The following is a 12,659-nucleotide window of genomic DNA, read 5'->3' on the forward strand; positions in this document are numbered from 1 at the left end:
GCATTCAAAAGGTAAATTGTGTGAAAAATGTACTCATAATTTTAACTCAAGCGAATTTAACAAGCTTGCAAGCACATGAAAGTTTGTCTGCAACAATGGTACTCGCGACCTTTGGCTGTGAAGTGAAAGTCGTTCTGCAAGATGCCGCACTCAGCCTATTACAATCAGATTTACAGTTCGACCAGCTTAAACATGTGTTTAAAGTGGCTTCAAATATGGTCGATAGTTTTGAGTTCTACGACTTATCTCCAATTTTTGTAGAAAGCCAAAATAAAGATTCAATTTTTGTTAAAAACAGCACACAAGAAATTGAATTTATTGAATTAAATTCAAAATACATTCAAAATTTTGATCATGTTTTGTATTGGTAAATAAATGGACAACGTAATGACAAATAATACACTTTATTTAGTCCAATCTAGTTTTAATGAAAGCCCTGCTATGCTAGAAAAACTAAAACAGCTTTATATTACAAATGATGCTGTGGTTTTAATGGGTGAAGCTATTCTATATGCAAGTGCAGTACTGGCTAATGGTATAAACCAAGTTTATGTATTAGAAAATGAAGCGGAAAATTTAGCACAATTAGAATCTGCACAAATTGAAGTGATTTCATACAACCAATTTGCAGATTTAGCATTAAAGTTTAAACGTAGCATTCGTTTAAAATAATCGATCAATCACATTATTGTTTTACAAGTTTAAAGGCACTTTATGAGTTTAGAATTGGATCAAGATGGTCACTTAGTTGATTACACCATTTGGAATGAAGATGTTGCTCAGGAACTTGCAAATAGTTTAGATCTTGAACTAAGTGAATGGCATTTCCAAATTTTAAATGCTGTACGCCAGTTTTATGCACAATTTGGACATTCTCCTGCAACGCGCCCGCTCATTAAATTTTTAATGAAAACTGTTGGACCTGAAGTTGATAATGCAATGCTTCAGGATAAATTTAAAACAGGTTTGGTTGCACGTCATTTAAGCCGTTTGGCGGGTATTCCAAAGCCTGCAAACTGTTTATAAATTAAAAGTTTTGCATTTAAAAAGCACCCAATTGGGTGCTTTTTTTAAAGATTTATATTTATCCAAAGAAACCTATAGAAAGCTGAATAACGACTGCATTCACAATATCTACAAAGAAAGCACCTGTAAGCGGAATAACCAAAAAGGCTCTATGCGATGGTCCATAAGTATTGGTTACTGCTTGAATATTAGCAATTGCAGTTGGCGTTGCGCCAAGGTTAACACCACATTGACCTGCACAAAGTACCGCAGCATCATAATTACTTCCCATAATCCTAAAGGTAACAAAGTAAAGGTATAGCGCCAACAATATCGTTTGAGCAATAAGAATAATGACCAGTGGCCCCGCCAAATCTGCAAGCATCCAAAGTTGTAAAGACATAAGTGCCATAGCTAAAAATAGCGCCAATGAACCATTACCAAATACATCAATACAACGGTCAAACATCTCAATTCTAAAAATATGCTCTAAGATGTTACGTAAAATAACACCGCACATTAAAGCCCAAACAAAAGTTGGAAGCTCGAACCACTGACCTTTTGCAAAATCTGCCATAAAAAATGCAAAGCTAATACATACTGCGAACATCCCCATCGTTTTTACAGCGTCATCTGCTGTAATTAAACGTGTTTTTTTAGGATATTCAAAAGGCGCAATTTCAGATGCTGGAGGTGCTTCATTTCGACCATTTTCAGTCACAATTTCTTCTGCAAGTTGGTAACGACGTATTAGAAATTTAGCAACTGGTCCGCCCATCATACCGCCAATGACTAAACCAAATGTTGCACTTGCCATTCCTAAAACAATTGCACCTTGTATGCCATGATCTTGCTCAAATACTGTGCCCCAGGCACCTGCCGTACCATGTCCACCTGTTAAAGTTACAGAACCTGTAATTAAGCCAATTAAAGGATCTAAACCTAAAAGTTTAGCTAAACTAATACCCAATGCATTTTGCAGTAATACAAAAATAATCACACAAATAAGAAAGACAACTAAGGTTTTACCACCCTCTTTTAACTTGCCTAAACTTGCGCTTAAACCCACAGAAGTAAAAAACATGAGCATAAAGATTTGCTGTATGTGTGCATCAAAATTCACAGTAATATTAAACTGTTTAAATAAAATATAAGTAACAACAGCTGCAACTAAACCACCGGCGACAGGTTCAGGAATATTGTATTTTTTTAAAATACTCATTTTGTGAACACAAAAATACCCAATTAAGAGAACTAACACCGCAATGACAATGGTCATAAATGCATTTAATTGATAATCCATATTATATCCTTGTTATATTCCAGACACTTATATACAAATAATGCATTATTTTCAGCTTTAAATATGTAATTTTCATTATAAATATAAAGTTATATTTATTTTTAGGTATAAAAAAGCACCCTATTGGGTGCTTTTTATTTCAAAACAACTTACTTTTTAGCAGGAACAGATGCTTCAGTTGTAATATTTACAGTAATTTTGTCGCCCACATTCGGCACATACGCACCTACACCAAATGCAGAACGGTCAAATGTAGTTGTTGCATTAAAACCAATAGTTTCTAATTTAGTCATTGGGTGTACAGCTTGTTGATTTAATACAGCATCTAAAACAACAGGTTTAGTCACATCTTTAATGGTTAAGTTACCTGTAATTTTGAAATTCTTTTTGTCTGTAGTTTCAACTTTAGTACTTTTGAATGTGATGTTTGGATATTTTTCAGCATCAAAGAAGTCAGCTTTTTTCAAATGCTCATCTAAAGCTTTAACGTTTGTATTTAAGCTCGCAAGTGGAATAGTCACATTTACAGATGACTTTTCTGGCTTCGCATTATCTACGTTAATTGTACCTTGAATGTCGCTAAAGTTTGCAGATGGTGTAGAAAAACCAAAGTGATTCCAGTTAAATACTGTTGCTGTATGTGTTGGGTCAATTTGATAAGCAACAGGCTTTGCCATAGAAAGTGTTGCAGCTGAAGCGAATGCCAAACCTAATGCGAGTGATTTAAATTTCATGTTTATATCCTTTTTTGAATATGAATAAGTCTATATTTTTCATTGAAAATTACACTGTTATGTATAAAACGATATGTTGCAAATATGGAACGATTGATTGTTATTAATTTGTAACTAAACAATTGAATCACATAATAAAAATATGTGATTACTACAAAGCTTTATTTATCAAATGGTCAAGTATCACAGCTACTAGAATTTGCGGTTAAACATAGCACCTTATTGTTAATGTTTCGTATTAAGGTTTACATAACTTCACCATAGCTTCTTTTTTTCTTATTTATCATTTGTATATAAGTCAAATAAATAATAGGCATATTATGAAGAAGTTTCTCAAATATCTACTTATTCTAGTCATTATATTATTCATTATTGGGCTCATTTTCTTATTTAGACCAATTGCATCTAAACCTGTTAAATCTGCTTCAGATGAAAAAGTATTAGATGTTGTACTCATTGGTGGCGGCATTATGAGTGCCACATTAGGGACCTATTTAAATGAACTTGAACCTAATTGGAATATCCGAATGTATGAACGTTTGGATGCTGTGGCAGAAGAAAGTTCGAAAGGTTTAAACAATGCGGGTACAGGTCACTCTGGTTTTATGGAGATGAACTATACCCCTGAAAAAGATGGCAAAATTGATATTAAAAAGGCGATAGATACCGCATCTCAATTTGAAGTGAGTAAGGAATTTTGGTCTTATCAGGTTAAAAATGGCGTACTTGGGCAACCAAAGAGCTTTATTAACCCTGTTCCTCATATTGCTTTTGTTTGGGGTGATAGCGTTCCGTATATGAAAAAACGCCATGAAGCCATGACTCAAAATCCAATGTTTGAAGGGATGAAATATTCAGAGAATCCTGAAGAAATTAAGCAATGGGCACCTTTAGTTATGCAAGGTCGTGATGCTTCGCAAAAAGTTGCAGCAACACGTATGGATGTTGGTTCAGACGTTAACTATGGTTCTATTACCACTCAGTTAATTAACAACTTAACAAAACAAGATCAATTTAAACTTGAAACATCAACTGAAGTTACAGGCATTAGCCGTAACGATGACAATACGTGGACTGTTTCTGTTAAAAACTTGAAAACAAACACAACAAGTCATGTGAAATCTAAATTTGTATTCATTGGTGCAGGTGGCGCAGCAATTCGTTTACTACAAATGACAGGTTTAGAAGAAACTAAACAATATGCGGGCTTCCCTATTGGCGGTATTTTCTTAATGACCGACAATCCTAAAGTGACGGCTATGCATACCGCTAAAGTATACGGAAAGCCTGAATTGGGTGCGCCTCCTATGTCTGTTCCGCACATTGATACGCGTTATATTGATGGTAAAAAATATGCTTTGTTTGGTCCTTTTGCGACATATTCAAATAAATTCTTAAAACATGGTTCTCAGTTCGATTTAATGGATTCGACCAACAAGAACAATGTTATTCCAATGGCAACAATTGGTTTAGAGAATTTAGATTTGGTGAAATACTTAATTAGCCAAGTTGCAATGACGAAAGAAGATCAATTTAACGAGCTTAAAAAGTATTATCCTGAAGCGAAAATTGAAGATTGGACATTAAACCAAGGTGGTCAACGTGTTCAAATTATTAAGAAAGTGCCAGGTAAAGATGCAACTTTGCAATTTGGTACTGAAATTTTTGCCTCTAAAGATGGTTCTGTAACTGCGTTGTTGGGTGCTTCTCCGGGTGCTTCGACTTCTCCATACATCATGTTAAGTTTGATGGAAAAAGCCTTCCCTGAACAAGTAAAAGGTAAATGGAATGGCAAGTTGCATGAAATTGTTCGTTCTTATGGGCAAGATTTAAGTGCTAACCCTGCTCTTTTAGATCAAATTCGTACTTATACTAGTTCAACTTTAGGTTTGAATTATACGCCTACGCGCCATGCAGCTAATGATTCTACTGCGGTTGTTCCCGCTGTTGCGAATGCAAAATAATTTATTTCTAGTTCCATAAAAAAAAGATGAGCTTCGACTCATCTTTTTTTTATTTAAATTAAGCGATTATTCGATGTCATACACCCAGTTTCGGGCTTGTTTATCGGTGATGGTTTCACAAACGTAATAGTCGTGATCCCATGCGTCAGGATGAAAAATGTCTTTTTTTGTGTAGGTGACATTCTTGCCTTTTTCGACACAGACAAAGCTGTCGCCTTGGTCTTTGACTTGGGTTCCATTTAGGAAACCACCAATACAGAGGAAGCGGGATTGTTTTGCCATTAATAAATAATCTTAATCAATTTCGATAATTATACTATGAAGCTAATTTATCTAAAATCTTTTGAATATTATGTTCGTAATTGCCAATCTGTTTCATCCAAAATGTATTACTTTCAATCAAATTAATAAACTGTATTTGATCAATTTTCATGTTTTCTTGTTCCTCAAAAAAAGAACTTTGAACCAATGAATTTATAAAATCCATATTACTACTCAGCATAATAATGGCTTCATCCATAGATATCTTTAAATGTTCTCCAAAATATTCATGATCAAATTCTAATGTAGTATCTATAATCCAAGAGTGAATTTTTACATCATTTAAATTTTCAAAATATTGATTTAAAAAATTATCTCTTACGTGAGATACTTTTTTCGAAAGTTGATAAGCTGCCTTATTTAAAGTGAAGTTTCGATATTCATAAATCTCTTGAATACTACTTTTAATATAAGTTGATTTAACCTCAGCTACGATCACATGGTTTTCGCATATAGCTATAAGATCAATTTCACCAACTTCTCTATCTAAAGGCTGATATTGGCAAAACACTCGAAATCCAGCATTCTGAAATTTTTCAGCCAAATTTAACTCAATATTATCTGTTTCACTTCTTAGCTCTAAACGATTTTTATGTAATTTACGAACATAATTAATCATAGCTGTATTCAAATTTTGATATGCTGTAAGCCATGCAAATTGAAAAATAAAATCATCAATTTTATAAAATGGTTTTTGTTGAAATGTAGAATGATCATCTTCACGATACAGATCACAAGTCCAAAAATTCAAAATTTGTTCCATTTTATTTTTTTTGACAGTATTTGAACTTCCTTTTACCCACGAGGACATTCTTTTAATCTTTTCTTCTTGTCTAGCAAATGTGAATGGCATTCTATTTTCACCTATCACAAAACCATGCATAGTAAGTTGCGTTAAGGCATGTAAATTAGTTTCTGAATGAGATAAGAAACTCATAAATTTTTCAATATGATCTTTTAAAAAATGTGCTTGTGACAAAGTAATAGTAATCATTGTTTCATAAACATCAAGCTTTTGATTACTAATACTGAACTGAGTAATACCATACACTTGAGCCAGCTGCTCTTGAATACCAAATGCTTTTGATAATGCAACGGCATTAGCTTCTAAATTATCACCTGTATTTATAATGCTGTGTATAGCATCAGAATTTAGTAATTTTTCAGTACCAACACCCAGCCAATAGCTTATTAGTAATGAATTTTTCTCTGACCAGTGATCTTTTTCTTGTGTATTAGCGTAAATTAATTCTGAATTTTTCAGCTCATAATTTACCTGCTTATTAAAACTAAACGACTCAAGTACATTTCTTTTATAATTAATAATCTCAATTTCTATAGCTACAAGCTTTTTATACAATTCATACTGTTTTTGAAGTTGTAAAGTCATGCCATTACCAATTAAGAAAGGCATTAATTTACTTTTCAGTGCCAAAGCTATCGATTGATCAGTTAATTTTTTAGTATTTCTTCGAGAGGTTTTAACAATTTCATCAAAAGCCTTCCAAACCGTTTCTGCTGAATTCTTTTCATTTTTATCAAATTGATATGGCAAATATTCAAAATAATCCTGATTTGGAATCAAATATTCATAAGCATAGAGACTACCAAAAGACATAGCAGTGATTTGCCCCATATTTAGCTCATTTTTTATCTCTTCATAAATTTCTAATCGATGATTATATTGTGCATGTAAATAATCCACAGTCTGAAAAAATATAGATAGTGTTTCATTGTTAACTTCTTGTTCAATTTCCTTAAGTACAGACCATGAATGATGTTCAATATTAAGAATTATCCCAGAATAACGTACCGCTAAAATAAAACTTTGAACATCAAGTTTTAAAAAATTTAGACAGATGTTCTTATCAATCAAATTAAAACGAATATATTGGCTTAATCCGAGAATATAATTTTCACTTTTGACATCATCAATAGTTAATAATTTAATAAAACTTGATTGCCAGAACATATCAAATTTACTTTTAAAACTTCTACTTTGAGGTTGTGAACTTTTATATAAGAGGTCTTCTACAATTTTTTCTTTTGCAATCTCAGCCCCATATTCCAATAACAGAGACTCAAATTTATTTTCGTAATAATTTTGCATAAAAAATAAGGGCTGATTAATCAGCCCTTATTTTTAACTCATATTACTTTAATTTTCAACAAATTAAGTTAACTGAGCAGCAGCAATTTTCTTAGTATCAACATCTTTAGCAGCGTTTGTATAGTCGCTCATTTTGTCGAAGCTTAAGTATTGGTAAATATCAGCAGACATGCTGTCAATTTGAGCAGCATATTCTTGATATTCCGCAGGAGTTGGTAATTTACCAAGTACCGCAGCAACAGAAGCAAGTTCAGCAGAAGCTAAGTAAACGTTAGCACCTTGACCTAAACGGTTCGGGAAGTTACGAGTAGAAGTCGAAACACAAGTTGTGTTCGGAGCTACACGTGCTTGGTTACCCATACATAATGAACAACCTGGCATTTCAGTACGCGCGCCAGCTTTACCATAAGTATTGTAAAAACCTTCTTCCATCAATTGACGCTCATCCATACGAGTTGGTGGAGCAATCCACAAACGAGTATTTAATACGCCACCAGGAACTTTCTCTAACAACTTACCAGTTGCACGGAAGTGACCAATGTTAGTCATACATGAACCAACAAACACTTCGTCAATTTTCACGCCTTGAACGTCAGATAACAATTTCGCATCATCTGGATCGTTTGGACAACAAAGAACTGGCTCAGTAATTGTAGCTAGGTCAATTTCATACACTTTCGTGTATTCAGCGTCAGCATCAGCTTTAAGAAGTGATGGGTTCGCTAACCATTTTTCCATGTTCTCAACACGACGAGCCATAGTACGCGCATCGCCATAACCTTCAGAAATCATCCATTTCAACATAGTAATGTTTGATTTAAGGTATTCAGCAACTTTTTCTTCAGAAAGCGTGATAGAACAACCAGCAGCTGAACGTTCAGCAGAAGCATCAGAAAGTTCGAATGCTTGCTCAACAGTTAAGTCAGTTTCCATTTCTGTTAAGTCGATTTCTAAAATACGACCAGAGAAGATGTTTTTCTTACCTTTCTTCTCTACAGTTAAGTCACCTTGCTGAATCGCAACGTAAGGAATTGCATGTACTAGGTCACGTAGAGTGATACCAGGTTGCATTTTACCTTTGAACTTAACAAGAACAGATTCAGGCATGTCTAGTGGCATAACACCAGTTGCAGCAGCAAACGCTACAAGACCAGAACCCGCTGGGAAAGAAATACCAATTGGGAAACGAGTATGCGAGTCACCACCAGTACCAACTGTATCTGGAAGAAGCATACGGTTTAACCAAGAGTGGATAATACCGTCACCTGGACGTAAAGACACACCACCACGGTTCATGATGAAATCAGGAAGCGAGTGTTGCATTTGAACGTCAACTGGCTTTGGATAAGCAGCTGTATGACAGAAAGATTGCATAACAAGGTCAGCAGAGAAACCTAGGCAAGCTAAGTCTTTCAATTCGTCACGAGTCATTGGACCTGTTGTATCTTGAGAACCAACAGTTGTCATCTTAGGTTCGCAGTAAGTACCCGGAAGTACACCTTGACCTTCAGGAAGACCACAAGCGCGACCAACCATTTTTTGAGCTTGAGTGAAGCCTTTACCAGTAGCAGCAGGCTGAACTGGTACACGGAATAAAGTAGAAGGTGCAAGACCTAATTCTTCACGTGCTTTAGTTGTTAAGCCACGACCAACGATTAAGTTGATACGACCACCCGCACGAACTTCGTCAAGAAGAACTGGAGTTTTAAGTTCAGCTTCAGCAATAACAGCGCCATCTTTAGATGCAGTTACTTTTGCAGCAGCGTGATCGATGTTTAGAACGATTTCATCGCCCATGTTCATGTTAGCAACATCAATCTCGATTGGTAACGCACCAGCATCTTCCATTGTGTTGAAGAAAATTGGAGCGATTTTAGAACCTAGGCAGTAACCACCGTCTTTTTTGTTCGGGATGTGAGCAATGTCATCACCAAAGAACCAAAGAACAGAGTTAGTTGCAGATTTACGAGATGAACCTGTACCAACAACGTCACCAACGTAAGCAACTTGGTTGCCTTTAGCAACTAGCGCTTTAATTTGGCTTAATGGACCAACTTCACCTGGTTTTTCAGGGTTGATACCATCACGTTCGTTTTTAAGCATTGCGTTAGCGTGTAACGGAATGTCTGGACGGCTCCAAGCGTCTTGTGCAGGTGACAAGTCGTCTGTGTTTGTTTCGCCAGTTACTTTGAAAACTGTAAGTTTGATTTCTGATGGTACGTCTTTACGGCTTGTGAACCATTCAGCATCAGCCCAAGATTGCATAACCGCTTTTGCATTTGCATTGCCCGCTTTTGCTTTATCAGCAACGTCATGGAACGCATCAAATACAAGAAGAGTTTTCTTAAGTGCTTCAGCAGCTAATTCAGCAAGTTCAGCGTTATCAAGAAGAGCAACTAAAGGTGCTACATTATAACCACCAAGCATAGTACCTAGTAAGTAAACTGCACGTTCTTTAGAAACTAATGGAGAAGTACATTCGCCATTTGCCAAAGCAGCCAAGAAAGCAGCTTTTACATAAGCAGCTTGGTCAACACCCGCTGGAACACGGTTTTCTAGTAAATCAACTAGAAACGCTTCTTCGCCAGCTGGTGGATTTTTTAATAATTCAACTAATGCAGCTGTTTGAGCATCATCAAGTGGCTTCGGTGGGACTCCGAGTGCGGCACGTTCTTCAACGTGTTGGCGGTAAGCTTCTAGCACGGTGTAATTCCTCTTTTTAAAAAATTATTTACAAATTCCAGCCATTCACAGGCTTCGTAAATAATATGGACTACTTAATTTTACTAAAATTCCAGTTAAAAGTTAATGCGCTACAAGTGTTTCTTCGTGATGCTCATTATTTATTAACTAAATGATGCCAATCTTGATTATTCGGTAATCGAATTGCTAAAAATATGTACATCTAACTTGTATGTTTAACACTTTTTAAGCAGAAAAGAATCATTTAAAAGGCAACATGATGTTGCCTTTTAAATAAAAAAAATCATATTCAACCTTAGTGGACTGTAGTGCCTTGTATATATTGCTCTAAAGTTGATCGGCAGCCTGTAAATTTCATTTGAATTTGATCTTCATGCAACATTTGATGCGCTGCACTTGCAAAGGATATTTTAACTAAAAATAGTTTGGCTTGTTCATCTATAACTTGATCGATATACACTTTATCGCCCAAACTTAATACATAACTGCTACCACCAATAATGGCAACGCCTTGCTCGTCTTCCAAGAGCAAATCTGAATTGTGAAGATATCTAACGACTTCCATATGACTCTCCTTTTGTACTTGTTATAAATCTTAATATGACAAAAAAAGATAAGCTTTTCTATTAATTTGATAATATTTTATACAATGAATATTGCTTAGGCTATTTTTATTTTGTGTTAAAAAAACCGTTCCTTAGAACGGTTTGTAATCTGGCATTTGATCATGCGGTGTTGCAATACATCTTTCTGTTACTTTTACTTTAAGGTTATTGCGTGCACCTTCAACATCATCATTAAGTTCTGCTACTGGCAATTCGTAAGCTTCATCAATAATTTTTAAGATAAAACCTTTAGTTGTTTCATCATCAATTTTTTCTGCATGCTCAATTGCTTTGTCTTTTTCAATACCATTTTGACGATCTAACACAATTGAACGTGCTGCATTTCCTACGCTTGTACAGTAACCATGCCACTGCTCTTGCGGAGTTAAAGGTTTCTTTTCAGCACAGCCTGTTAATGCAACAAGAATGCCTAAAGCAAGTAACTTTTTCATTCAAAATCTCCTCTTGTGCCTATGATAATCAAATTTGTGCAAAATAAGAAATTTCAAATGTTCTAAATACAAAAAAGCCCTTTATAGCGCTTTTTTAATACTTAATTTCAACAAATTTTATGTATTCACAAAATTTCTTCTGTTTTAAATTCTGGATGTAATACTCGATATTCCTTTAAAAGCCTTTTTTCTGTCGCTAAAAAAGGTTTATTTTCTTCAAGCCAAGTTGACTTTCGTGTATCAAAGTCTGAATTCACTAAAAACCAATCTGAAACAACACCATAAATAAACGTATTATCTGAAAATACAAATTTCGCTTGATTGCGAATTTTGCTGTTAAGAAAAATTTTATGAGTGGGTAAAGCGCCAAATATGCCTAATTTTGTATACCGATACTCATATACATCGACCATAAAAAAAGAATCCAATATCTAATCCTCTATAATATCTTAATTAGAGAAATTAAACCGATTGGACTCTTTTTTAATACTTAAGCAAATATGTCTAAAATTTTAACCGCAAGTTGCCGTTAAAATCTTTTTAGTGACAGGATCAATTGTTACAGTAACGCGCTCTATACGGTAATCCATAGTTACAGGTTGACCTGGTTTTACAGTACGCACAATTGAAGACTGTGTTTTTTCTTTAATTTGCTCTTCTGTTAAATCTTTAAGTCCAACCAGTTTTTTTGCTTCTTCAGACACACATTCCGCATTATCTTTTCTAAAAAGCTCCCACTCTTCAATCACCTGCCCATTTGGTAAGTGGCAATAGCCAACTTGTCCATTAGTTTCATTTTTAATAGATAACTTTCCGCCCAAATCTACACAGTGTTTGCTTGCAGGGTTAGGCATACCTAGTTTTGGAGTAATGTCTTTTTGAGTTTGTGCGGTTGAACATGCAGTAATTGAAGCAAAAATTACACCCATAAATAAGATTTTTTTCATTGCATTATTATCTTCTTGAGAAAATTAAAATTTATCAGATTCATACATTTTGTGTGTTTATTATTTGCAATTTTTATTGAATAAGCACGTTAATTTTATCTAAATTAATTAAATCTTATTTTCTTTGAAACTTTTTCACTTCACACCAAGTTTGCACATCTAACTTATTAAAATTTTCACAGTGATGATTCAAAGCAATCTGATAATAAGTATTTACGTCTTTTTCAGAGAAATAATAATAATTTTTGTGATCTTGAGCATATCTCCAATAACCACCTGAGCCTTCATCAACTTGTGTAATTTTTAAAGTGAATATATTTGAATATTCAGGAATGTAATTTGATGAATCTGTCATCAACATCCATAAATTTGAAAAAAATTGATTAAAAAAAAGTAATATAAAAATAGATACGAATAACATAAGTATTTTTTTCATTATTAAAAATGAACCTATAGATTTTTTTAAATAACTAGAATATCTATGAATAGAACCTAGCATGTTTTAGTGTATTTAT

At 34.3% G+C, this 12,659-nt stretch carries 14 protein-coding genes; 4 read left to right on the top strand and 10 right to left on the bottom strand.

The features are described from left to right. The first annotated feature begins 20 nt into the window (after window positions 1–20). Genes MZO21_RS06625 through MZO21_RS06635 form a run of 3 tightly spaced genes read left to right on the top strand, consistent with a single transcriptional unit; the run spans window position 21 to window position 1,026 of the window. The gene (locus MZO21_RS06625) at window positions 21–371 is read left to right on the top strand and encodes a hypothetical protein (protein WP_171501155.1); all 351 of its coding nucleotides are present in this window, start codon (window positions 21–23) and stop codon (window positions 369–371) included. A 16-nt stretch (window positions 372–387) separates the two neighbouring features. Beyond that, on the top strand, window positions 388–672 hold the full coding sequence (locus MZO21_RS06630; protein WP_154771606.1) for a DsrH/TusB family sulfur metabolism protein: 285 nt from the start codon (window positions 388–390) through the stop codon (window positions 670–672). Between the two features lie 42 nt (window positions 673–714). Continuing rightward, complete coding sequence (locus tag MZO21_RS06635; RefSeq protein ID WP_154771605.1) at window positions 715–1,026, top strand: TusE/DsrC/DsvC family sulfur relay protein; 312 nt, start codon at window positions 715–717, stop codon at window positions 1,024–1,026. Window positions 1,027–1,084: 58 nt separating this feature from the next. Here the strand turns inward: MZO21_RS06635 and gltS are convergent, their stop codons facing one another. Beyond that, window positions 1,085–2,308 (bottom strand): sodium/glutamate symporter, encoded by a 1,224-nt coding sequence (gltS, locus tag MZO21_RS06640; protein WP_154771604.1) that lies wholly within the window; start codon window positions 2,306–2,308, stop codon window positions 1,085–1,087. A gap of 149 nt (window positions 2,309–2,457) precedes the next feature. Beyond that, window positions 2,458–3,042, bottom strand: a complete 585-nt coding sequence (locus MZO21_RS06645; RefSeq protein WP_154771603.1) for a YceI family protein — start codon at window positions 3,040–3,042, stop codon at window positions 2,458–2,460. Window positions 3,043–3,362: 320 nt separating this feature from the next. On the opposite strand from MZO21_RS06645, the gene mqo reads away from it, so the two are divergent. Beyond that, window positions 3,363–5,006 (top strand): malate dehydrogenase (quinone), encoded by a 1,644-nt coding sequence (gene mqo / locus MZO21_RS06650; protein ID WP_248101120.1) that lies wholly within the window; start codon window positions 3,363–3,365, stop codon window positions 5,004–5,006. A 66-nt stretch (window positions 5,007–5,072) separates the two neighbouring features. On the opposite strand, the gene MZO21_RS06655 is transcribed toward mqo, so the two are convergent. The 8 genes from MZO21_RS06655 to MZO21_RS06690 all read right to left on the bottom strand — a co-directional run bounded on the left by MZO21_RS06655 (window position 5,073) and on the right by MZO21_RS06690 (window position 12,643). After that, the gene (locus MZO21_RS06655; RefSeq protein WP_154771601.1) at window positions 5,073–5,288 is read right to left on the bottom strand and encodes a hypothetical protein; all 216 of its coding nucleotides are present in this window, start codon (window positions 5,286–5,288) and stop codon (window positions 5,073–5,075) included. Between the two features lie 34 nt (window positions 5,289–5,322). Beyond that, window positions 5,323–7,437 carry a hypothetical protein gene (locus MZO21_RS06660; protein ID WP_154771600.1) on the bottom strand — a complete coding sequence of 705 codons (2,115 nt, stop codon included), beginning with the start codon at window positions 7,435–7,437 and terminating at the stop codon, window positions 5,323–5,325. 63 nt (window positions 7,438–7,500) lie between these two features. Then, window positions 7,501–10,140 (bottom strand): bifunctional aconitate hydratase 2/2-methylisocitrate dehydratase, encoded by a 2,640-nt coding sequence (locus MZO21_RS06665; protein ID WP_171501154.1) that lies wholly within the window; start codon window positions 10,138–10,140, stop codon window positions 7,501–7,503. 295 nt (window positions 10,141–10,435) lie between these two features. After that, the gene (locus tag MZO21_RS06670) at window positions 10,436–10,705 is read right to left on the bottom strand and encodes a hypothetical protein (RefSeq protein WP_154771599.1); all 270 of its coding nucleotides are present in this window, start codon (window positions 10,703–10,705) and stop codon (window positions 10,436–10,438) included. A gap of 132 nt (window positions 10,706–10,837) precedes the next feature. Continuing rightward, complete coding sequence (locus tag MZO21_RS06675; RefSeq protein ID WP_154771598.1) at window positions 10,838–11,197, bottom strand: hypothetical protein; 360 nt, start codon at window positions 11,195–11,197, stop codon at window positions 10,838–10,840. A gap of 125 nt (window positions 11,198–11,322) precedes the next feature. Beyond that, window positions 11,323–11,610, bottom strand: a complete 288-nt coding sequence (locus MZO21_RS06680; protein ID WP_154771689.1) for a hypothetical protein — start codon at window positions 11,608–11,610, stop codon at window positions 11,323–11,325. A gap of 99 nt (window positions 11,611–11,709) precedes the next feature. Further along, window positions 11,710–12,144: an I78 family peptidase inhibitor gene (locus MZO21_RS06685; RefSeq protein ID WP_154771597.1), complete on the bottom strand. Its 435-nt coding sequence runs from the start codon at window positions 12,142–12,144 to the stop codon at window positions 11,710–11,712. A 115-nt stretch (window positions 12,145–12,259) separates the two neighbouring features. Next, the gene (locus MZO21_RS06690) at window positions 12,260–12,643 is read right to left on the bottom strand and encodes a hypothetical protein (RefSeq protein WP_171501153.1); all 384 of its coding nucleotides are present in this window, start codon (window positions 12,641–12,643) and stop codon (window positions 12,260–12,262) included. Between the last annotated feature and the right edge of the window lie 16 nt (window positions 12,644–12,659).

Source organism: Acinetobacter portensis (assembly GCF_023158935.1).
Lineage (GTDB): Bacteria > Pseudomonadota > Gammaproteobacteria > Pseudomonadales > Moraxellaceae > Acinetobacter > Acinetobacter faecalis.